Source organism: Arthrobacter sp. Y3225209 (assembly GCF_059090685.1).
Genome location: NZ_JBNHFW010000024.1, coordinates 21,592 through 42,951 on the forward strand (window position 1 = coordinate 21,592; position 21,360 = coordinate 42,951).

The window sequence follows — 21,360 nt, forward strand, 5'->3', positions numbered from 1 at the left end:
GGGTATTAGGTCGCGGTCAGCAGGTCGGTGATGAGTGCGGAAACCCGGGCCTTGATTTCATCCCGGATGGGCCGGACGGCTTCCACGCCCTGGCCGGCGGGGTCCTCGAGTTTCCAGTCTTCGTAGCGTTTCCCGGGGAAGATGGGGCAGGCGTCGCCGCAGCCCATGGTGATCACCACGTCGGATTCCTGCACGGCCTGCGTGGTCAGCACCTTGGGCAGCTCCGCGGACATGTCGATGCCGTCTTCGGCCATCGCAGTCACGGCGGCGGGATTCACGGACCCGGCGGGGGCGGAGCCGGCGGACCGGACCTCGATCCGCCCCTCGCCCAGGCTGCGGAGGTAGGCGGCGGCCATCTGTGAGCGGCCGGCGTTGTGCACGCAGACAAACAAGACGGAGGGTTTCTGGCTGGCGCTCATCGGTTGGTCTTTTCTGTGGAAACGGCGGGGACGGGAGCAGCGGGCCAGTATTTCCTCTGCGCCCACAGGGCGGCGTAAACCAAGGCCACCAGCACGGGCACTTCGATCAGGGGCCCGACGACGCCGGCTAGTGCCTGCCCGGAGGTCACGCCGTAGGTGCCGATCGCCACGGCGATGGCCAGTTCGAAGTTGTTGCCCGCGGCGGTAAAGGCGAGCGTGGCAGTGCGGGGGTACCCCAGGTCCAGGACCCTGCCCAGGACCATGCCGGCGCCGAACACAACAATGAAGTACACCAGCAGCGGCAGCGCAATCCGGGCGACATCCAGCGGGCGGGAGGTGATGCTGTCCCCCTGCAGCGCGAACAGCAAAACGATGGTGAACAGGAGGCCGTAGAGCGCCCAGGGGCCGAGTTTTGGCAGGAACCTCTGCTCGTACCAGTCCCGGCCGCGGGCTTTTTCACCCAGGATGCGGGTGAGGAAGCCCGCCAGCAGCGGGATGCCCAGGAAGATCAGGACGCTGGTGGTGATGGCCAGGAAGGAGAACTGCATGCTAGTGGTTTCCAGGCCCAGCCAGCCGGGGAGCACCTGCAGGTAGAACCAGCCGAGCGCACCGAAGGCCAGAACCTGGAACACGGAGTTGATGGCCACCAGTACGGCGGCAGCCTCACGGTCCCCGCAGGCCAGGTCATTCCAGATCATCACCATGGCGATGCAGCGGGCGAGTCCCACAATGATCAGTCCGGTCCGGTATTCGGGCAGGTCCGGCAGGAAGATCCAGGCCAGCACGAACATAAACGCGGGGGCGGCCACCCAGTTCAGGACCAGCGAGGTGAGCATCAGTTTCCGGTCCGTCACCACGGCGCGGGTTTCGTTGTACCGGACCTTGGCCAGCACCGGATACATCATCACCAGCAGGCCGACGGCGATGGGCAGGGACACGTTGCCCACGCTCACCGAGTCGAGGGCGGGTCCAATGCCGGGAACCAGCCGGCCCAGCAGCAGGCCCGCTGCCATGGCGGCCAGGATCCATACGGGCAGGAACCGGTCCAGGGTGGAAAGCCGCCCGGTGACATTGTCGGCGGACGGGGCGGGGGTGCTCACGGAACTCCTCTGGCGGGGACGGGATTCATAGCGGTCGGCAGGAATATATCGACGTTCTTCGATCTCGAGTATTCTCCCAGGCATCGACGGGTGTCAATTTATCGGCATAATGGACAGGTGACCTCCGCCCAGACAGCTACCGATCCCGCAGCCTGCTGCGCGCCGTTGACGTCCGAAGCGATCAGTCTTGAGGATGCCCAGCAATTCGCCCGGCTGCTCAAGGCCATGGCGGACCCTACGCGCCTGCGCCTTCTCTCACTCATTGCGGCCCAGGAGAACAAGGAAGCGTGCGTCTGCGATCTCACCGGCCCGGTCGGCTTGGGGCAGCCCACCGTGTCCCATCATCTGAAGATCCTCGTGGACGCGGGCATCCTGAACCGTGAAAAGCGGGGAGTTTGGGCTTATTACTCCCTCATTCCCGGCACCCTGGAGCGAGCTGCGGCCGTGCTCGCGCCGCGGTAAAAACCGCTAGGTCCTGGCCCGCTCGCTGGACCCGGCCGGCGCCATCGAACCCGGCCGTCCGATCCGGCTGCTGGGCCTGCGCGCCGAAATGCCGATGCCCGACGACGCCCGGAAGTGCCGTACGCCCACCCGCGGCGAGTGGTGAGCAGGGACGTGGAGGCAGCGCCGGCGGGTCTCCTCAACCGTCCAGTTGAAGTGCCGCCGAGACAGCCGAGACAGCCGATACAGCCGATACGCGCAGGAAATCGAGTTTTCCTGCCGCCTCGGATCCGGCGGCCGCGGTGTAGGCAACAATGTGCAGGTCCGTGCCGGCCACGGTGAAAATGTCGCAGTCCAGCTCCACATCCCCGACGACGGCGTTCTGCACCACTTTCATTTCGGACTGGTGCTCGCTGACGGTTCCGCTGTCCCACAGTGCCCGGAACCGTTCACTGGATGCAGTCAGATCAGCAATCAGTTCCTGCACCCTTTGGTCATGCGGGTACCGACCGCGAGCACGGCGCAGGTCCGACACAAGGGAGGCTTCAAAAATCTCCAGGCTGCCCTCCGGACAGATGATCCGGATTCCGCTGCTGCCCAGCGTTCTCCCGGCAAAGTGCGAGCGCAGGAGATTGGGACGGCCCTTGTCGGGCGGGGTGGGCTCCCCGAGAAGGGCAGCCCACAGCGGACTGAAGGAGAGCAGGTCCCAGGCGGCGGTGAATACGGCCACCGGTACTTCACCGAGCCGCGCCACCAGCCGCTGCACGCCGGGCGGGATATGCGCCGGCACTTCTCCGGGCCCGGGCGGAAGCAGCCCGGAGATCTCGAAGAGATGGGAGCGTTCGGCGTCGCTCAGCTGCAGCGCACGTGCCAGCGCCGCTGCCACCTGGGCGGAGGGCCGGCGGGCGCGGCCCTGCTCGAGGCGCACCAGGTAATCAACACTGACACCTGCCAGCTGGGCCAGCTCCTCCCGCTTCAGCCCCGGCGCCCGCCGGAAGCCGTAGACGGGAAGGCCCGCGTCCGCCGGCTGCAGTCGGTCGCGCCAGGAACGGAGAAGGGCACCCAAGCCAGAATCCTTCATGGAGAGAGTCTGCCAGCCGCAAACCGGTTCTGGGTGGCACTGACAGTCCATATGCTGGCCCGTGCCACGACATCGGTCCGCAGCGGGTCAAGACTAGGGCCATGACAACAACACTGATTACCGGCGCCAACAAAGGCCTGGGCTATGAAACAGCACGCCGTCTCCTCGAAGCGGGGCATACCGTCTGGATGGGGGCGCGCGATGAAATCCGTGGGCGGGAAGCGGCCGAAGCACTCGGCGGCACGTTCGTACAGCTCGATGTCACCAGCGATTCCTCCGTGGAGGCCGCCGCCAAAACCGTGGCAGCTGCCGGCGGCCTGGACGTCCTGGTCAACAACGCGGGCATTCCCGGACCCTTCGCCCAGGCGGAGGACCTGACGGCGGCCGATGCAGAGGCGGTGTACGGCACCAATGTGGTGGGCATCGTCCGCATGATGCATGCTTTCCTGCCGCTCCTGCGGGAGTCCGACGAGGGAACGGTTGTGAATGTCACCAGCGGAGTGGGCTCCTTCGGCTTTGCGCACGACCCGGAGCGTGTTGAGTCCACCGTGGTGATGCCGCTCTACACCTCCTCCAAGTCCGCCGTCACTATGCTGACCGTGCAGTACGCCAAGGCGTTCCCGGAGCTCCGCATCAATGCTGCGGACCCGGGCTACACCGCCACTGATTTCAACCGGCAGCAGGGCACCCAGACGTTACAAGAGGGAACGGACGCCATCGTGGAGCTGGCCACCCGCGGCGGTTCCGGCCCCACCGGCACGTTCATCGACAGGTCCGGTGCCGCCCCCTTCTAATATCACCGCTTTCCGGCAGCAGCTGCTGTCTCCTCTTCGTAAGCGCACACCATTGAACCGGGCGGGAGATGCCGGGAGCGAACAGACGGTCCGTACCCACCCATGCATCCAGCCTCGCGGCTAGACTGGATTTGAGCCTGGAGACAGGGCCGCCACTCGTGCGCACGGGAGAAGACGGTTGCCCTGATGGCCGTCATCTCACGAGAGGATCATGATGTCTCGTCTAACTCTGGAGAACATCTTCAAGGTGGCCGTCGCGGTCTTCTTCTTTCCTTTCCTGCCGCTACTGGTCCTGATGATCGGCATCCGCAGGAAAAACGTCAAAGTGATCCTCGAAGGCGCCCTCTACGTCGCCTGCATCCTGGCCGTCACCGCTGGTGCCACCTCGTTCCTTTTCGGCACCTTTGTGGTCCTTGGGATTATTGCCGTCTCCGGCATGCGGTCCTATCACCTTCGGGACCTGTGGCTGCACCCGAGAGCCCGCGGATGGCGGCCCTTCGGCATGACCCCTTCCCCGGATGCAGGACAGCCAGGCGACCCGGCCGCGACGGAGGCATCGGCGGCAACACAGGGGCTGTCTCAGGCGCTGTCGTGGTCTGCTTCTCTGGCGAAACGGAACCGGAACCGCCTTCCGGAGCAGGCGTATGCCAGTGTGCTGGAAACCTGCCGGACGTTGGATTCGGTGATCAAAGCCGAAGAGCGTGAGCCGCTGGGCGACCCGCAGTTTGAGTACGAACTCTCCGCCACCGTGCGGGACTACCTGCCCAGCGTCCTGCGCAGCTACCTGGCCATCCCGCCGCGCATGCTCGAGATTCCGCAGGCCAGCGGACGGACCCCCAACCAGGAACTCGCGGAGCAGCTGCAGCTTCTCTCCGGCCAGGCCGACACCCTGCATGCCAGCCGCCACCGCCGCACATCCGCGGAGCTGACCAACACGGGCAACTTCCTGCGGGAGCGGTTCGGCAACGGCAAGAGCGGCTTCGACTTCGGGATCAGGTAAGCAGAACGACAGGCGCCTTCAACTACAGCCGCACAGTCCCCTCGATGCAGCTGGTGACCGTGCCGCCAACCCAGATTTTCCCCTCGCGCCGGGTTATACGAACCCGACCGTGGCGGCCGAGGACGGTTCCTTGCGACGCCGTGTAGGGCGGTGCCGCCACAGCCGTGTCGGTGAGCCACTGCCCCAGGCCGGCGTTGAGGCTGCCCGTGACCGGGTCTTCCCACACGGGGTCTCCGCCCACGAAGGCACGCACCTCGACGTCGGCATCACCGGCGTCGTCGTACGGTCCCACCACACCGATTTCCAGTTCGCCTGCCTTGCCCGGATCGGGCTGCAGGTTCAGGACCTCCCGGGCCGAGGCAAGCCGGACACCGATCCACTGCGGACCGTTCACCAGCCATGAGGCATCAAGGATCTCCTCCCGACGGATCCCAAGCACCTCCGCCACCCGGCGGAGAAGCGGTTCATCAACGGGCCCGTAACGGGTAAACGGCGGCGCTTCGAAGGCCAGTGAATCCCCCTCCACCCGCACCGGGATCAGGCCTGCGGCACATTCCTGCAGCACCGTTCCGTTTGCCCTGGGCCTCCCTCCGGCCTCCAGCCAGGCCCTGGCCGAGCCCAGTGTCGGATGCCCGGCAAAAGGCAGCTCTTCCCTGCCGGTGAAAATCCGCACCCGGTAGTCGGCCCCGGGGCTGCTCGGCGGCAGAAGGAATGTGGTTTCCGAGAGGTTGGTCCACGCGGCGAAGCGCTGCATCTCCTCGGCGCTCAGTCCGTCGGCATCGTGCACTACCGCCAGCGCATTGCCGCGGTAGGCCTCCTCCGAGAAGACATCGACTTCGCTGTAGGGACGCGTTCTCATCGCGCCACTGTAACAAGGTCACCGGCCGAACAAGGTTCCGCAATGAACCAGGTCCCCGGGCGGCGCGGCACCCGGGGACGGTAGCGGGACGGCGGTTCACCCGTTGTAGGGCGCCTCGACGTCGATCACCCAGGTCACGCCGAACCGGTCGGTGAGCATCCCGAAACCGGGGCTCCATGCCGAGGCGGCGAGCGGTTCGATGATCTGCGCACCGTCAGCCAGGGCGCCCCAGAGCTTGTCCACTTCTGCCAGGCTCTGTCCGCGCAGGGACTGGAAGAACGTCCGGTCCGTGATGGTGGTGCCGTTTTCACGGCGGGTGGTGCCGGCGGTTGCGGCGGCGTCGGCACTGTCCTGGCCGGGGATGTCGTAGGCCATCAGGCGGAAGCCGTCCGGGGCTTCGAGCTGGCCGAACACGATCTTCTCGGCACCCGGAACCTCCTTGGGCATACCGAAGTCCCCGTAGGTGGCGGAGGTGACGCTGCCGCCGAAGACCGACTGGTAGAACGCCAGCGCGTCCGCCGCGGTGCCGGGGAAGTTCAGGTGGGTGGTGGTTTTGATGCTCATGGGTTCTGTCCTTTTGCCTCTGTAAAGGCCCGCCCTTTGCGGCCCTGAGAACAGACTGAACCTGGTAGAGGACAGGTTATGTCCTCTACTTCAGGCATACTCAAACCATGCCCGGAACCTCGTCACGGATGCTCGCCCTGCTCTCCCTGCTGCAGTCGCGCCGGGACTGGCCGGGCCGGGTGCTGGCCGAGCGGCTGGACGTGACCTCGCGAACGGTGCGCCGCGATGTGGACCGGCTGCGCGAGCTCGGCTACAGCATCGAGGCAGTCAAGGGGCCCGACGGCGGCTACCGGCTGGCGGCCGGTGCGGAACTGCCGCCGCTGCTTTTTGATGATGAGCAGGCCGTGGCCATCGCCGTCGCGCTCCAGAGTGCCGCGTCCAGCGGGGTGAATCTGGACGACGCCGCGGCCCGGGCGCTGACCACGGTGAAGCAGGTGATGCCCTCCCGGCTGCGGCACCGTGTGGAGGGAATCCGGTTCACCGACGCCGGCGCGGCCGTGCGGGTGGATCCGCAGGTCCTCGAAGCGGCCAGCGCCGCCGCCCGGGACCGCCGGGTGCTTCGCTTCGACTACGGTGATGACGTGTCCAGGCCGCCGCGCCGTGTGGAGCCGCACGCCGTCGTCGCCCGCCACGGCCGCTGGTACCTGATTGGCTGGGACCTCGAGAAGGCCGATTGGCGGATCTACCGGCTGGATAAGGTGGCGCCCAGGTTCCCGGCCGGGCCGGTATTTGCCGCGCGGCCGGTCCCTGCCGGGAACGCTGCCGCGTTCCTCGCGGCCCGGCTGAAGGGCTCCGACGGCGGCACGGACTGGCCGTGCTACGGGGAGCTGCTTATTGAACTTCCCGCCGCCGCGATTGCGCCGTGGCTGGGTGACGGCGAGCTGGAGCAAGTTTCAGAGAGCGCCTGCCGCGTGCGGGTCGGTTCCTGGTCGGAGGCCGGGCTGCTCTCCTGGGCACTGCGCTTTGATGCTCCGTTCACCGTCCTTGGTCCCGACTCGTTGAGGGACTCACTTGCCGGCTTCGCGGCGCGGATTAGGGCAGCGGGTAGTGCCGGCACCGTCCATGCCTGAATCGGGCGCTCTACCGCCAGCGGGAATGCAGGACCTCTATCGCCCCCTGGCTGAAACGAGTCCGTTCCTAGGCCAGCACTCTCCCGGCGTCGTTCGATGCCCGGCGAAGCTCCGGGGCGGCGCAGGCAACTGCGCGCTGACACGGATTCCGGCTTCACTGCGCGGGGTGATCGTCAGGATTCCGTCGTGTGCGTGCATGATTCTATTGACGATCGTCAGGCCCAGTCCGACGCCCGCGAGGTCGCTGTAGTTGCGTTCGGTCCCGCGTTGGAACGGTCCGGAAAATGTGGAGACCAGTTCGGGGCGATTCTCTCTCCCCGCTGTTTCGACAGTGAGCACACCGCGGTCCAGGAACGGGATTCGACCTTGAGTCGTACCGTGCCGTCTTCCGGCAGGTTGTGCACGATGGCGTTGCGTGTGAGGTTCCAGCATCTGCAGCAGCACATGGGGCTTTCGTCCCCGGCATAGATGCTGCTCCCCAGTTTCTCGGCCAACGAGAGCAGCGTTTCGGCCGCTTCCTCCATCAGAAGGGACAGGTGAACCGGTTCAGGAGAGAAAGACTTCCGATTTGCACGGCTGAGCACCAACAGCGCCTCGGTGAAATCGATCGCCCAACCGTTGGCGTTTCACAGGCCTTCATCCTGAACTTACAACTTCCTGCTCATGATTCCAGCCTGATTCCGCACATTATCTTCGCCCAGGCAGTGACTTCCGCGGTAGGGATTGTCCTGTGGCGGAAGTGGTACCGAAACGGCGGGTGAGCACCCGCGTATGTGTCTTTGGTTTCCATTGCGCCTGCCACTGTCCTGGCTTACGACGGATCCGGGATCAGCATCGTCACCGGTGCCACCATGCCAACCCGGGTCAGGCCGTCATTGCGATGTACTTTTCTTCTAGGAACTCGAGAATGCCTTCGGAGCCTCCTTCGCGGCCGAGTCCGCTTTGCTTCACCCCGCCGAAGGGGGCCGCCGGGTCGCTGACTACTCCGCGGTTGATGGCGATCATTCCGGCCTCGAGCCGTCGCGCCACCGCCATGGCTTCGCGTTCTTCTCCGAATACATAGGCCATGAGCCCGTAGACGGTGTCATTTGCCATCCGGATGGCCTCGTCCACGTCGTCATACCTGACGACGGCGGTCACCGGTCCGAAGATTTCCGACGAGTTGATCTTCATTCCGTGCTTGACGCCCGTCAGCAGGGTCGGGTCGTAGAAGGCTCCCACCGCGTGGCTGTGCCCTCCCTGCACGATCGTGGCGCCCTCCGACACGGCAGATTCAACCAGGTCCGCGACCTTATCCCGTTCCCCAACCGACACGAGTGCTCCCAGACGGTTTGCCCGATCCAGCCCGGGGCCAACGGTGTACTCCGCCAGGGCCTCACCGAACCTGGCCACGAAGGCGTCGTGGAGGGAGGAGTGGACGTAGAAGCGGTTCGCTGCCGTGCAGGCGGAACCGCCGTTGCGCATTTTTGCCTGCAGGGCGCCTTCAACAGCGATGTCGAGGTCTGCGCCCGGCAGCACGATGACCGGAGCGTTGCCGCCGAGCTCCATCGACGCGCTCACCACGCTGTCGGCGCATTCCTGCAGCAGTACCCTGCCCACCTCAGTTGACCCGGTGAAGGACAGTTTCCGCACTTCGGGCCGGGCGATCATCTTCGCGGTAAGGGGTCCGGTGGGAACTGGCGTCACGAGGTTGACGACGCCCGGCGGGAATCCCGCCCGGCGCAGTACCTCGACCATGTAGGCGGCCGTCAGCGGTGTTTCCCGTGCCGGTTTCAGGATGGTGGTGCATCCGGCCGCGAGTGCCGGCGCGAGTTTGCGGGTTGCCATGGCGGCGGGGAAGTTCCAGGGGGTGATGAGCAGGGAAACGCCGATGGGCTGCCGGTCCACGACGATGCGTTTGTCTCCCGCCGGGGACAGGCGGTAATCGCCCGGTATGCGCACTGCTTCCTCCGAGAACCAGCGAAAGAATTCCTTTGCATAATTCGCCTCGGCGACGGCGTCAGCCCAGGACTTCCCGTTTTCGCGCACCATGATCTCCGCGAAGGCTTCGGCTTCGTCCGTCAGGATTTCATAGGCGCGGCGGAGCAATTCGCTGCGCAGGCGGGGAGCCGTGGCGGCCCATGGCTCCTGGGCCCTGGCGGCCGCGTCCACGGCGGCCATGCAGTCCTCCTCCGTCGCGACGGCGAACCGCGCGGCCACGGAAAGGTCCGACGGGTCGATGACGTCGAAGCGCTCTCCGGACGATCCCGGCCGCCAGCTGCCGTCGATAAAGAGATCGGCGATGTAGGTCACGAGTGCCTCCCGTTGCTGAGGGCGCCGTCGTAGGCGCGGGTTAGGATGTTAAGGAGAAGTTCAGCCGTCACGGGTATGGGAGCAATGGCCACGAGCCGCCGGGAGGCCAGGCCCATCTCGGCAATATGCGGCAGCTGTTCTTTGGTGATGCCGATGCCGGCGAGGGATCCGGGAACCCCGATCGCTTGGTTGATGGCGACGATCCTCGTGATGGCATCATTTGCCTGTTGTTCCGGCACGGTTGATGCAGAGCCCAGGGCGGCACCGATGGCGGCTATACGTCCAACCGTTCCCGGGTCTGCCATGCAGGCATCAAGGACATATGGCAGGAGCAAACCCGTGCCCAGCCCGTGCGGGGTCTTACTCAGCGCACCGATGGGGTACTGCAACGCGTGGGAGAGGTGTGTTCCTGTGGGGCCGAACCCGATTCCACCGAGGAGGGCCCCAAGGGCTACTTCTTCCCGTGCCTGCCGGTTCCCGGGTTCGGTGACAGCGAGGGGCAGCCAGGTGCCGAGCTTCGCTATTCCCTGCAGCGCGATGGTTTCCGCGAAAATGTTGCGGCCCGTGAAGACCGGCAGCGTCGAAGACCAGTCCGGGTCCAGCGGTGCTGCGGTGAAGGATTCGACGAGGTGTACCAGGGCGTCAATGCCGGCGAAGGCGGTGACGCCGGCGGGTGCACCCAGCGTGAATTCGGGGTCCACAACGGCTGCCTGCGGGATCAGGAATGGGCTCGAAATACCCACTTTGAGGGTGAGCTCGGGGTCGGACACCACGGCCACAGGTGTGACCTCCGATCCCGTTCCGGCCGTCGTCGGGACCGCGACAACGGGGATGGTCGGGCCGGGGACCGCGTTCTCCCCGTAGTAACGGGACAGGGGTCCGCCGTGTGTGGCGAGCAGCCCGATGAGCTTCGCCGCGTCGAGTGCGCTGCCTCCTCCCACCGCGAGGATCACGTCCGGGTCCAGGGACCGGGCCATGCTTCCGGCGGCGTCGAGTGAGGGGGCGGGCAGCTCGGCAGCTATATCGCTGTACACGCTGACTTCCAGTCCGGCACCGTGAAGGACGGCCAGGAGGTCGCGGAAGTGCTCCGTCGGGGGAAGGAACGGGTCCACGACGGCGAGGACACGCGTTCCGTGGAGTTTGAGCAGTTCGGGCAGCTGGGCCCGGGCGCCATAGCCGAAGTGCACGCGCGATGGCAGCCGGAGCGTCCCGGTGATGGAGGGATTCATGGTGCTCCTATTTGAAAGCGATGGCGTTCGGCGGAGAGCCGACGCCGCCGGGAATGTTGAGGGGCTTACAGGTGAGGAAACACTCGTACACGCCGTCCTCGGCACAGTCCGCGGCGAGCTCGTCCAGTTTCCACAGTTCCCCGAGCGCCATGCCGAGCAGGGCGAGGAGCGGGCGGTGCAGCATGCCGCTGTGATCGACCCCGGTCGGCGGGGGTGCGTCGGCCGGGCTCCGGAAGTCGGAGTCGATCACGGGGTCGGCCTCGACGGCGAGGTTGTCTGCCGCGACGAGGGAGATCTCGTGGTCCCACAGCCAGCGGAGCGTTGATTCCCGCTGGGCGAGGCCGGGTGATTGTTTCCAGGGATCCGAGCGGCGCTTTTCGGGGGTTTTCGCGAGGTAGTCCTCCGCCCATGCGGTGCGGAGAAGCAGAATCTCTCCGCCGTGCCAGGACACATTCTGGCTCTCCGCTATTTCATCGAGCAGGTCCGTACCGATGGCAATGGTGGAGGAGGAGTCGTAGGAAAGGCCCTGTTGGGCGAAGAACCGGGGAACGTCCAGCAGGACGCCCCGGCCCGCGATGCCCGGGCCGGCCCAGTTCTGGATGCCGAGCCGGATCGAATCGGATGTGTTTTCCTCCGTCGAAAGGCCGTTGTAGAAACCGTGCTCGGGGTGGCCGATGTGGCGGAGTGCGTCAATCTGGGAGGAGGACTGCAAATAGAAGGAATCAACCCAGTCGTCCCGATGCCAGGTGTTGTTGGAGAACACCGTGTGTTCAAGCGGGCGGCGGGTTCCAGTGGGGTAAGGCTCGAAGGCAGTGACGGGGTGGTCGAGGCCGAAGCGGCGGCCGGTACGGACCAGCCGGGCCGCGGATGCGACCCGCTCGGGTGTTAGGAAGTTGATCGTGCCGAGCTGGTCGTCTCTCCCGAAGACGTTCCAGCTCGACCCCGGGGGCTCGGCGGAGGCGAGCTCATCGTAGGTCGGCAATCTGTTGTCCTTTTTGGCCGCCGCCCAGTTCTTCGCTGAGCGCGGCCGCGGTTCCCCTGAGTTGGGTGAGGATGGGTGAGCCGGGGCTGAGGTCTGCAGCCGGGTCGGCGCCGAGGAGCGCAACCGTGGCGGCAATGCCGTATTCGTCGAAGACCGGAACGGCGATGCCGAAGAGTCCCCCGGAGTGGTGGGCAATGCTGTAGCCGTGACGCCTGGCGTTGTAGATTGCCGCGTCAAGTTCTGACCGCTGGGCAGCAGGCAGGCCTGCCGCCGTTGTTCCGACGGCGTGGGGGTCCTTGAGGTAGGCAAGGAACACGTGCGTCTGTGCGGCGGTGATCTCCAGAAGCGATCCGGGCCGGACGGTCACAATGATGGTTTGGTTGCTGTCCTCTTCCACCAGGGTCGCCACCGGACCGTCCACGGCCCATAGGCTGAGGACGGCGGTCATCCGGACGGCGCCGCTCAGCTCGGCCAGGTACGGGGGCGCGATCTGCACCACCGGACGCCGGCTGAGCGCATGGATGCCCAGCTGCAGCATGAGTCCGCCAAGGACGAAGGCACCGCGCCGCGGACTCCGCTCGAGCATTCCGGCCGCGACCAGCGCTACGCAGTACCGGTAGGCGGTTGTACGGTTCAGGTTGAGCTTGGCTGCGACCTCTGCCGGCGTCACTTCGACCGTGTTGGGCCCGAAGAGTGCGCAAATCTGCGCTGCCCGGGATACTGCCTGAATGTCGTAGCCGGAGGTCTCGGCGTTTCCCTCGGTGTTCACCATCACATAAGCGTAGTTCAAATGGAGAACACTTCAGGGGACGGGCACCGGCCTCCGCCGGTGCCCGTATTATCCGGCCAACCACGTCGTGACCTTGGTGGATGCCTCATTGAAGTTCTTGGCATACCAGTCAACATCCTGGAGGATCGTCTCTCCCGTATTGACCTTGCCGTTGACCTCAACCTGGGACGTGTACTCGTCCAGCTTTGGCTCGGCGGCCGTATTGACCGGGGAAACGCCAAGCAGCTCGGAGATCTTGGCCGCCGGCCCGGGTTCCACAACACTTGATACGAAGTCCACCACGGCGTCCTTCTTCGCGGAACCAAGCGGAACGGCGAAGGCATTGAGTGATGTGACCGTGACGTCCCAGACGATGGTGATGTCGTCGTTCTCCTTGAGGAGAGGCACAAGCCGCGAGTCGGGCAGGAAGAAGATATCAACCTGGTCGGCGCTGACGGCCTGCTGCAGTGCTCCTACATTCGGGGCAAAGGTGGTGTCGTCCCGGATGCTGTCGAGCTTGCCGAGTGCGCGGTCGACGTCGAGCGGATACATCTTGTCCGGCTCCACGCCGTCTGCGGTCAGCGCGTATTCCAGGATGCCGTTCTGCAGGTTGGTGACCATTCCCCGCTTGCCCGGGAACGCGTCGGTGTCGAAGAAGTCGGCAACGGTCTTGGGGCCTTTGCCGTCAGGGAAGGCGTCTGTGCGGTAGGCCATGGGGGTGGCGTTGATCCAGTTGCCGATGTAGCACTCCCCCACGGTGCCCGGGACCAGGTCCTTCTGGTCCACGGAAGACAGGTCGAGTTTCTCGAAGAGGGTGCCGCAGTTCTGTTCCGCGGCATAAGGGGCAACCGCCATCACGTCCCACTGCACCGCACCGGATTCCACCTGTGCCTTCACCTGCGCCACGTCGGGCGGGGAGGTGTTGATGAATGAAACGTTGGGGTTGTCGCCTGTGTAGGACTTCTGCCATGCCTCGATCTGTGCAGCCTGCCCGTCGCCGCCGTAGCCGACGTAAGTGAGTTCAACGGGTGCATCGGGCCCGGTGGCTTCCTCTGCGGAGTCTCCGCAGCCGGTGAGCAGTCCGGCGAGGGCGATGATGCTGAGGGCCGGCACAAACACTGATTTGGATCTGGACATCATTGTCGTTTCCTTTGGGGTTTGGCCGAGATGCTCGGCGTTGTTCATAATATGAATTTCAGTTTCACTTGGTGAACGTTAGGCGACACGGTACCACTCAAGACGTCGATGTAAAGCGAGGAAATGCGGGTCAGGCAGCGACGATCCGTTGGCGTTCGGGCCGCCACCAGGCGGTGACGGCATCGCCGATGTTCAGCGTCGAACCCAGTGCGTCGATACGGGCGCGGCCGCCCAGGTTGCCCCTCCCCAGGTTCAGCAATGCGGTGCGGTAGGACCCCATGTATTCCAGGTCCTTGATGGTGGCCGGGATGGTATTTGCCCCGGCCGGAACGGAGCCTGGATCAAGGGCGATGAACAGGTCTTCAGGACGGACAACTATGGCGCTGCGCGAACGGACGCCCGCATGCCCCGCCACGGTGCGGGGATCCACCGACCAGGTCCGGTCCTCCCAGACGGCGTGCTCCCCGAAGCCCGCGTCGCCAAGGTCAAAGACATTGGAGTCGCCCAGGAACCTTGCCGTGAAAAGTGTTTCGGGTTCGCGGTACAGCTCTTGCGGACTGCCCACCTGTTCAATGTGCCCGTTGTTGAAGAGGGCAATGCGGTCGGAGAGGTTCATTGCCTCTTCCTGGTCGTGGGTCACGAACACGAACGTGGATCCCACTTCGCGGTGGATCCGGCGGATCTCTGCCTGCAGTGTGGCGCGGAGGTTTCGGTCCAGGGCACCCAGCGGCTCATCGAGCAGCAGCGCCTCGGGCTGGAAGACGATTGCCCGGGCAAGGGCGACGCGCTGTTGCTGCCCGCCGGACAACTGCGTCGGGTAATTCCGGTCGCGGCCCGGCAGTTGCACCAGGTCGAGCACGTCGGACACCCGGCGGGCAATGTCGGATTTGGACATTTTCCGCTCACGCAGCGGATATCCCACGTTCTGGGCAACCGTCATGTGCGGGAACAGGGCATAGTTCTGGAACAGCATCCCGAGGTTCCGCTTGTGCGGCGGCAGCGTTCCGACGTCGGTTCCGTTCAGGGCGATGGTCCCGCTGGTGAGGGTATCGAAGCCGGCAATGAGGTTGAGGGTGGTGGTCTTGCCTGATCCGCTTGGTCCGAGGAAGGTCATGAACTCCCCCGGTTCGATGGTCAGGGAGATATCGTCCACCGCCGGAACCTCGAGTCCGTAATCCTTGGTAACGCCCGCCAGCCGGATCTGGGTGCCCCGCCGCACCAGCGTCGGGGGCGCCTTCCGGGAGGGAACGGTCTTTTCGTTCGAAAGGGTCACGGCATACTCCTAGTCGGTCTTCTTGCGGTTGCTGATGAGCTGCGGCACCAGGAAGATGGCGGTGACCGCGACGACGATGAGGCTCGATGCCGCCGAGATGGTGGGGTCGAGTTCATAAGTGACGCTGTTGTACATCTGTACCGGCAGCGTTTGGAACGTCGGCGAGCGGAGGAACAGCGCAATCACCACCTCGTCGAAGGACGTGGCGAAAGCGAAGACCGCACCGCTGAGGATGCCGCGGCTGATCAGCGGCATCGTCACCGTAATAAAGGAACGGATCGGGGAAGCACCGAGCGACGCCGAGGCCCTCAGCAGCTGCGCGTCAAAGCCGCCGAGGGCACTGGTCACGGCCACCAGCACAAAGGGGACTCCCAGCGCGGCATGTGCCAGCACGTACCCCAGGAGCGAACCGGTCAGGTGCCATTTCAGGAACGAGATGTAGACGGCCACGGCAATCACGATCGACGGGGTCACCATGGACACCATGAGCACCGTGCGGACAAAAGACGCGGTCCGTCCGGTCATCCGGCTCAGGCCCACCGCCGCTGCGGTGCCCACAACGGTGGCCATTGCAGCCGCGAGCAGGGCCACAAGGAAGGAATTGGCAAGCGAGGTAAGCCAGATGGGGTTGGTAAAGAAGTTCTGGTACCAGCGGAGCGTGAATCCCTCCGGCGGCAGCTTGAACGCCGAGGATGACGAGAAGCTGGACGGGATGACCACAAGGGTGGGGAGGACCAGATAGAGCGCGACGGCGCCGCCGACCACCCACAGCCATACGGGAATCGGATCAACCCCGCGGTCCCGCCGCCGCCGGCTGCGGGGAGCTGCAGCCTTGCGGCTGCCGGTGTCTGTCAGTTTGCTCATGGGGTGTCCTTCGCCTTTGACGTGGCCACGACGCCGATCGCGGATATGGTGCCGCCGATGCGGTTCGCCCAGACCACCAGTACGAGGGTGACCACCAGGACGAGCATCCCCAACGCGCTGGCTCCGGCGAAGTCCAGGATCTGGGTGGTGCGCTGGGCGAGCAGCTGGGCAATAAGGGATTGCTGCGGTGAACCAAGCAGCGCCGGCGTCACGTAGAACCCGAGGCTCAGCGTGAACACGAGGATCAGCCCCGAAACCACCCCTCCGCGGGAAAGCGGCCAGTAGACCTTCCAGAAGGCGGCGATCGGTGACGAGCCGAGCCCTCGTGCCGCCAGGAGCAGCTTGCGGTCAATGGAACTCAGCGTGCTGAAGAGCGGGAGCACCATGAACGGAAGCAGGACCTGGCTCATCGCCACGGTGACGCCCACAACGGTGCCGTAGAAAACGACGTCGCCGGCCCCGAGGGCGTCAAAGAGGCTCTGTACGGGCCCGCCCCGCTGCAGGAGAACAATCCAGGCGAAGTTGCGTGCCATCACCGAGGTCCAGAAGGGGACGAGGACAATAACGAGCAGCACTCCGCGCAGTCGCGGACCCACCCTTGTCATGAGGTAGGCGTAGGGATACCCGATGAGGAAGGTGACCACGGTGACTATGACCGCGGTTCCGGCCGTCCTGCCGAGCACCGTGAGCGTGACGCCGTCGGTAAACAGGGACTTGTAGTGGTCAAGGGTGAAGTCCACGCCCCCGAAACTGCGGAAGAGGCTCTGCAGGAGGGGAAGGAGAAGCACTCCGGCAACCAGGGCGAGAGCCGGAATCAGGAGTGCCCAGTTCGGGCGCGGTGCCCGAACTGTTCGAGCTGTTCGAGGTAACAGGGTCATGGTCTGGTTATCCGTTCGACATCATTGACGGTCGGGGCAGGCATCAGATGGTCACCGTTGAGCTGATGCGTTCGGCAGCATCCCGAAGCAGCTCTACACGAGGGGAGGAGAGGTCAGAGGGAGAGAGCATTGTGGTGGTGCCGAGGACGGCCACCGCGGCCTGTATATCACGGCTTCCGAAGACCGGCGCCGCCACCGATGCCAGGCCAACCCGGCCCAGGTCGGCCCACGCCACACGGTTCCGCCGTGCAAGCGCGAGTTCCGCCTGCTCCTTCCGCGCTTCCGCCCCGTCAAGGGACGCGTGCATGCGGGAAGCCACCTCCGGGTCGGATTGGAAAGCGAGGAGCATCCTCGACTGGGCCGCCTTGAGTTCGAGAACCGTGCCAACCCGCACGGTCAGCAGGATGGTCCCCCCGTTCGCTTCTTCGACATGGCTCACCACCGCGCCGGACCGTCCCAGGAAACTCAGCACCGCGGTGAGTCCCGTCTGGTCTGCAAGCGTGCGCATGATGGCCGGTGCCACCGTAAGGATCTGCTGGCGTGCCGACACCAGCGAAGCCAATTGGTTGATCAGGGGACCGGGGCCGTAGCCCTGGCCGAGGAACCCGGACGCCTGCAGGGACTGCAGGTAACGATGCGCGGTAGTCCGGTTGAGTCCGAGGCGGTCGGCCACCAGGGTCGGGCTCAGCACCTGGGTGTTCTGGTCGAAAAGGGCAAGGATCATGGCTGCCCTATCGATGGTCTGAATAGCCCCGCGGTCACCATAGGGCAGCGCGGCGCTGCGGTCTGCGGCGGCGAGCGCATCAAGCGGATCAGGCACACCGCACCTCCTCGTCGAGGCTCGAAGGATCATTGGCGCTCAGTAAAACAACTGGTTGTTCATAATGCAAGCATTATTTTCATTTGATGAACGGTCGGCGGACCGCCTGGCAGAAATTGCGCCGCAAACCCCTAGACAGCAACCCATGGACTTCGTATGTTGAACACGGTCAACACAATCCGAACAACAAGGAGGTTCTCGGATGTCCATTTCCAACGACGTTCCCTCGCCCGCCCTGCTCAAAGTCCTGGAAGGAGCGGTCGATCTTCATGTCCACTCCGGGCCGAGCCCGTTCCCACGCCGCCTCAACCATGTGGAGGCGTCCTATGATGCAGCCCGCATTGGCATGCGGGCGCTGCTCATCAAGTCGCACCACCACAACACGGTCATGGACCTGCTTGCCATGGGGTCCCAGCTGGCGGACGCGCCAACCCCTGTCTACGGGGGCGTTGCGCTCAACTCCGAGGTAGGGGGTATCAACCCGTCGGCCGTCGCCGTCGCCATCCAGATGGGCGGACGTGCCGTATGGGGTCCCACGGTGTCGGCGGCCCAGCACATCGCTGCCCATAACCACGACGACGGGTTCCCCACCGCGGGCGCCAATCTCGAGGAGAAGGAGGTGTCCATCTGGGACGCCGGCGGCAACGTCTCCGAAGACACCGTCCGCGTTACACAACTGGTTGCGGAGGCAGACATCATGCTTACCGGCGGCCACCTCGATGCGGCGTCGATGAAGGCACTTTTTGCAACCGCGAAGGAAAACGGTGTTCGCCGGCTGCTGCTCCACCATCCTGATTTCATTGTCAACGCCTCCGATGACGACGTCGAAGAAATGCTGAAGTCGGGCGCGTTCGTGGAACATGAGCTGTCCATGTACCACCCGGACGTTCCCGCCCCCGGTTTCCCCATAAGCCGCCTGGTGGATTGGATCGACCGGATCGGTCCCGAACACACCGTCATCGATTCGGACCTCGGCCAGAAAACCAATCCGTTGCCGGTGGACGGCTACATCTACGTCATTCAGCAGCTGCTCGACCACGGGGTGGCCGAGAAGGACATCCGCCAGATGATCTGCAGGAACACCGCCTTCCTGCTGGGCCTGGAAGAAACAAACTGATGCGCCAGGCAGAAAAGGTCATCATCACCACCGCAGTGACCGGGTCGGTGAACGTCCCTTCGCAGAGCCCCTTCCTCCCCCTCGCGGCCGAAGAGGTAGTTGCCTCGGCCTTTGAAGCCGCTGCTGCCGGCTCCGCGATCATCCATCTCCATGCGCGGCACCCCGACGGGCGGCCCGCCTGGGAGGCCGAAATCTATGAGGAGATTGTCCCCGCCATACTCGAGAAGACCGACGTCGTCATCAACATCACCACCGGCGGCTCGTCTGCGATGACGATGGACCAGCGCCTGGCCGGAGCGCTCCGGTTTTCCCCCGAACTTGCCTCCCTGAACATGGGATCAATGAATTTCGTTTACTCCGGGATCGCGGACAAAGTCACGGGTTGGAAGCACGACTGGGAAAAGGAGTACGTGCTCAACACGTATTCACACCCTTTCATCAACTCCTTTGACCGCATCGAGCACACCCTCCGGACCCTCGGGGACGGCCACGGCACGCGTTTCGAGTTCGAGTGCTACGACATCGGCCACCTGTACTCCCTGGCCCACTTCGTCGACAGGGGCCTGGTGGAGCCGCCGTTCCTTATCCAAGGTGTTTTCGGCATCCTCGGCGGAATCGGCGCCGACCACGAAAACCTCACCCACATGGTCACCATCGCGGACAAGCTCTTCGGCAACGACTACTATTTCTCCGCCTTCGCCGCCGGGCGCAACCAGATGCAGTTCGGCACCCACAGTGCCTGGCTTGGCGGCAACGTCCGCGTGGGCCTTGAAGACAGCCTGTGGATCAGCAAAGGCGAACTTGCCACCAGCAACGCACAGCAGGTCCGGAAAATCCGCGCCGTGGTCGAGGACCTCGGCAAACAGATCGCCAGCCCCGACGAGGCACGGCAAATGCTCAACCTCAAAGGCGTCCAGAACGTCACCATCGACTCAATGATGAGGTAATCCTGATGAACACATACGCCAAGGACGACATCCGGTCCTCCCTTGCGCCGGCGACGGCGGCCAGGACCGTGGATCCGTCGACCCCGATCAAACCCTCGCAGTGGATTGAATTCCTGTCCCATGAGCCCTCCGAAACAGGCCCGCACGGCAGCCGCACGTGGAACGCCCGCGCCGCCAACCTGGTCATCAGCTACACCCAGGCCAAAGCCGGCGACGTCTTCCCCCGCACCGGACAACCCGATGAATACGCCGTCCTCCTGTACTCCGAGAGCGCACCCCTGCACATCACGGCCGGCAGTGAGTCAACCAGTGTGGACGAGGAGGCGCTCGTCGTTGTTCCGCCCGGAGACAGCTCGGTCACGGCCACGGCTGACGGGATCCTTATCCGCTTGTTTTCCTCGGTGGCGGACGATCTCCGGGAGGGCGCCCTCAATGCGGAGGCCTACCGGGAACCGGATCTTCGGGCCACCCCGCTGAAGCCGTGGCCGGATCCGGTAGGAGGCTTCCGCCTGCGGACTTACCGGTTGAAGGACACCCCGGTTGTTCCCGGCCGGTTCGGACGGATCTTCCGGACCACCAACCTGATGGTGAACTTCCTTGCCGAGGAACCGGGCCCGCGGGAAAAGACCAAGCTGTCCCCCCACTTCCACGATGACTTCGAACAGATCTCCCTCGCCGTCAAGGGCAGCTTCATCCACCACATCCGCTACCCGTGGGGGCCGGACTCGACCCAGTGGCGTCCGGATGAGAGCCGCCGGATCGCTACTCCGTCCATCTGCATCATTCCCCCGCCCACGGTGCACACCACCCAGGGGATCGGCGGGCACCAACAACTCATCGACATTTTCTCCGCGCCCCGCGAGGACTTCTCCGCGTCCGGCTGGGTCCTCAACGCCGACGACTATCCAGCCAAATGACGCTTCCCTATCCGGCGAGCCTGTTTCGGCAGGCGTTAGCGAATCCGGGGGCGCCTGCGCTGGGCACCTGGATAAAGATTCCCGCCATGGAGAGCATGGAGCTTATTGCCCTCGCCGGCTTCGATTTCGTGGTCATCGACCTCGAGCATTCCGCCATGAATCTGGAAACCGCGTACCGCCACATCGGCACCGCCCTGTTCGCCGGCGTCGCGCCGATTGTCCGCGTTCCTTCACTGGACAGCGGCATGATCCAGCGTCTCCTCGATGCGGGCGCGGAGGGGATCATGGTGCCGCACGTGGACACCGTCGAGGAGGCGGAAGCCGCCGTCGCAGCCACGCGGTTTCCACCTCTCGGGACCCGGGGCGTGGGCTCAACGAGCCGTGCGGGGGCCTGGGGTGCCATGCCCCGCGAGGACTACATGCGCTACGGCCAGGAGCAGGTGGTGCTGATCGCCCAGATCGAGAGCGGGGCGGCCGCCCGGGCCGCCGGAGACATCGCTGCGGTCAAGGGAATCGATTGCCTGTTGATCGGTGCCGCAGATCTGTCCACCTCAGAGGGCGGGACGGAATCCTCGCCACACGTGACCGAGCTCATCGAAGGTGCCATCCGCGCCGCAGCTGCAGCGGGCATGCCGATCGGCAATGCGGGCGGTCCCACTGCAGGCTCCGTCCAAGCTGCCGTCGACGCCGGTTATTCATTCACGCTGATGGGCAATGACGCCAGTATGCTCGGTGCCGCCGCTGCTGCTGCCGTTGCCGCAGGACGCACCGTCCGGTACGGCTGACCCAAGGCCGACGGCGTATGCC

At 64.9% G+C, this 21,360-nt stretch carries 23 protein-coding genes and 1 pseudogene; 9 read left to right on the forward strand and 15 right to left on the reverse strand.

Annotated elements, in window-relative coordinates; translation table 11 throughout:
- Positions 1-5: 5 nt before the first annotated feature.
- Positions 6-419, reverse strand: a complete 414-nt coding sequence (locus AC5RVB_RS12875; RefSeq protein WP_227929314.1) for an arsenate reductase ArsC — start codon at positions 417-419, stop codon at positions 6-8.
- Positions 416-1,519, reverse strand: coding sequence for an ACR3 family arsenite efflux transporter (arsB, locus tag AC5RVB_RS12880; protein ID WP_494142883.1), 1,104 nt, complete (start codon positions 1,517-1,519; stop codon positions 416-418). Before arsB ends, AC5RVB_RS12875 begins: the two co-directional genes overlap by 4 nt.
- A 117-nt stretch (positions 1,520-1,636) precedes the next feature.
- On the opposite strand from arsB, the gene AC5RVB_RS12885 reads away from it, so the two are divergent.
- Both AC5RVB_RS12885 and AC5RVB_RS12890 read left to right on the forward strand, forming a co-directional pair.
- Positions 1,637-1,981 (forward strand): ArsR/SmtB family transcription factor, encoded by a 345-nt coding sequence (locus tag AC5RVB_RS12885; protein WP_227904814.1) that lies wholly within the window; start codon positions 1,637-1,639, stop codon positions 1,979-1,981.
- Positions 1,982-1,991: 10 nt separating this feature from the next.
- Positions 1,992-2,126, forward strand: a pseudogene (locus AC5RVB_RS12890) (DNA polymerase IV); the annotation flags it as partial.
- A 33-nt stretch (positions 2,127-2,159) separates the two neighbouring features.
- Here AC5RVB_RS12890 and AC5RVB_RS12895 read toward each other — a convergent pair.
- A complete protein-coding gene (locus tag AC5RVB_RS12895; RefSeq protein ID WP_494142884.1) occupies positions 2,160-3,041 on the reverse strand; it encodes a helix-turn-helix transcriptional regulator in 882 nt (293 codons plus the stop codon).
- A 101-nt stretch (positions 3,042-3,142) separates the two neighbouring features.
- Between AC5RVB_RS12895 and AC5RVB_RS12900 the strand changes: the two genes are divergently transcribed.
- Together AC5RVB_RS12900 and AC5RVB_RS12905 are read left to right on the forward strand one after the other, a co-directional pair.
- Positions 3,143-3,835, forward strand: a complete 693-nt coding sequence (locus AC5RVB_RS12900) for an SDR family NAD(P)-dependent oxidoreductase (protein WP_290245821.1) — start codon at positions 3,143-3,145, stop codon at positions 3,833-3,835.
- 211 nt (positions 3,836-4,046) lie between these two features.
- Complete coding sequence (locus tag AC5RVB_RS12905; RefSeq protein ID WP_494142885.1) at positions 4,047-4,835, forward strand: hypothetical protein; 789 nt, start codon at positions 4,047-4,049, stop codon at positions 4,833-4,835.
- A 22-nt stretch (positions 4,836-4,857) separates the two neighbouring features.
- On the opposite strand, the gene AC5RVB_RS12910 is transcribed toward AC5RVB_RS12905, so the two are convergent.
- A complete protein-coding gene (locus AC5RVB_RS12910) occupies positions 4,858-5,694 on the reverse strand; it encodes a PhzF family phenazine biosynthesis protein (RefSeq protein WP_494142886.1) in 837 nt (278 codons plus the stop codon).
- A 96-nt stretch (positions 5,695-5,790) separates the two neighbouring features.
- Positions 5,791-6,258 (reverse strand): VOC family protein, encoded by a 468-nt coding sequence (locus tag AC5RVB_RS12915; RefSeq protein WP_227929306.1) that lies wholly within the window; start codon positions 6,256-6,258, stop codon positions 5,791-5,793.
- 107 nt (positions 6,259-6,365) lie between these two features.
- Here AC5RVB_RS12915 and AC5RVB_RS12920 point away from each other — a divergent pair, with 107 nt between their 5' ends.
- Positions 6,366-7,328, forward strand: coding sequence for a helix-turn-helix transcriptional regulator (locus tag AC5RVB_RS12920; protein ID WP_227929305.1), 963 nt, complete (start codon positions 6,366-6,368; stop codon positions 7,326-7,328).
- Positions 7,329-7,364: 36 nt separating this feature from the next.
- Here the strand turns inward: AC5RVB_RS12920 and AC5RVB_RS12925 are convergent, their stop codons facing one another.
- From AC5RVB_RS12925 to AC5RVB_RS12970, 10 genes are all read right to left on the reverse strand, one after another.
- On the reverse strand, positions 7,365-7,760 hold the full coding sequence (locus tag AC5RVB_RS12925) for an ATP-binding protein (RefSeq protein ID WP_227929431.1): 396 nt from the start codon (positions 7,758-7,760) through the stop codon (positions 7,365-7,367).
- A 432-nt stretch (positions 7,761-8,192) separates the two neighbouring features.
- Positions 8,193-9,620, reverse strand: a complete 1,428-nt coding sequence (locus AC5RVB_RS12930) for an NAD-dependent succinate-semialdehyde dehydrogenase (protein ID WP_227929304.1) — start codon at positions 9,618-9,620, stop codon at positions 8,193-8,195.
- The gene (locus AC5RVB_RS12935; protein WP_227929303.1) at positions 9,617-10,849 is read right to left on the reverse strand and encodes an iron-containing alcohol dehydrogenase; all 1,233 of its coding nucleotides are present in this window, start codon (positions 10,847-10,849) and stop codon (positions 9,617-9,619) included. The genes AC5RVB_RS12930 and AC5RVB_RS12935 overlap by 4 nt, the downstream gene beginning before the upstream one ends.
- Before the next feature lie 7 nt (positions 10,850-10,856).
- Positions 10,857-11,831 (reverse strand): cyclase family protein, encoded by a 975-nt coding sequence (locus AC5RVB_RS12940; RefSeq protein ID WP_227929302.1) that lies wholly within the window; start codon positions 11,829-11,831, stop codon positions 10,857-10,859.
- The gene (locus AC5RVB_RS12945; RefSeq protein ID WP_227929301.1) at positions 11,815-12,621 is read right to left on the reverse strand and encodes an IclR family transcriptional regulator; all 807 of its coding nucleotides are present in this window, start codon (positions 12,619-12,621) and stop codon (positions 11,815-11,817) included. Before AC5RVB_RS12945 ends, AC5RVB_RS12940 begins: the two co-directional genes overlap by 17 nt.
- Before the next feature lie 48 nt (positions 12,622-12,669).
- On the reverse strand, positions 12,670-13,740 hold the full coding sequence (locus AC5RVB_RS12950; protein ID WP_227929300.1) for an extracellular solute-binding protein: 1,071 nt from the start codon (positions 13,738-13,740) through the stop codon (positions 12,670-12,672).
- A gap of 127 nt (positions 13,741-13,867) precedes the next feature.
- Complete coding sequence (locus AC5RVB_RS12955; protein ID WP_227929299.1) at positions 13,868-15,010, reverse strand: ABC transporter ATP-binding protein; 1,143 nt, start codon at positions 15,008-15,010, stop codon at positions 13,868-13,870.
- A gap of 9 nt (positions 15,011-15,019) precedes the next feature.
- Complete coding sequence (locus AC5RVB_RS12960) at positions 15,020-15,874, reverse strand: ABC transporter permease (RefSeq protein ID WP_227929298.1); 855 nt, start codon at positions 15,872-15,874, stop codon at positions 15,020-15,022.
- Positions 15,871-16,614 (reverse strand): ABC transporter permease, encoded by a 744-nt coding sequence (locus AC5RVB_RS12965; protein WP_227929297.1) that lies wholly within the window; start codon positions 16,612-16,614, stop codon positions 15,871-15,873. Before AC5RVB_RS12965 ends, AC5RVB_RS12960 begins: the two co-directional genes overlap by 4 nt.
- A 181-nt stretch (positions 16,615-16,795) precedes the next feature.
- Positions 16,796-17,572 (reverse strand): IclR family transcriptional regulator, encoded by a 777-nt coding sequence (locus AC5RVB_RS12970; protein WP_227929296.1) that lies wholly within the window; start codon positions 17,570-17,572, stop codon positions 16,796-16,798.
- Positions 17,573-17,774: 202 nt separating this feature from the next.
- On the opposite strand from AC5RVB_RS12970, the gene AC5RVB_RS12975 reads away from it, so the two are divergent.
- Genes AC5RVB_RS12975 through AC5RVB_RS12990 form a run of 4 tightly spaced genes read left to right on the forward strand, consistent with a single transcriptional unit; the run spans position 17,775 to position 21,338 of the window.
- Positions 17,775-18,689 carry a DUF6282 family protein gene (locus AC5RVB_RS12975; RefSeq protein ID WP_227929295.1) on the forward strand — a complete coding sequence of 305 codons (915 nt, stop codon included), beginning with the start codon at positions 17,775-17,777 and terminating at the stop codon, positions 18,687-18,689.
- The gene (gene kce, locus AC5RVB_RS12980) at positions 18,689-19,636 is read left to right on the forward strand and encodes a 3,5-dioxohexanoate:acetyl-CoA acetone transferase (RefSeq protein ID WP_227929294.1); all 948 of its coding nucleotides are present in this window, start codon (positions 18,689-18,691) and stop codon (positions 19,634-19,636) included. Before AC5RVB_RS12975 ends, kce begins: the two co-directional genes overlap by 1 nt.
- A 5-nt stretch (positions 19,637-19,641) precedes the next feature.
- Positions 19,642-20,553 carry a cupin domain-containing protein gene (locus AC5RVB_RS12985; RefSeq protein ID WP_227929293.1) on the forward strand — a complete coding sequence of 304 codons (912 nt, stop codon included), beginning with the start codon at positions 19,642-19,644 and terminating at the stop codon, positions 20,551-20,553.
- The gene (locus AC5RVB_RS12990) at positions 20,550-21,338 is read left to right on the forward strand and encodes an HpcH/HpaI aldolase family protein (RefSeq protein WP_227929292.1); all 789 of its coding nucleotides are present in this window, start codon (positions 20,550-20,552) and stop codon (positions 21,336-21,338) included. Before AC5RVB_RS12985 ends, AC5RVB_RS12990 begins: the two co-directional genes overlap by 4 nt.
- The last annotated feature ends 22 nt before the right edge of the window (positions 21,339-21,360 follow it).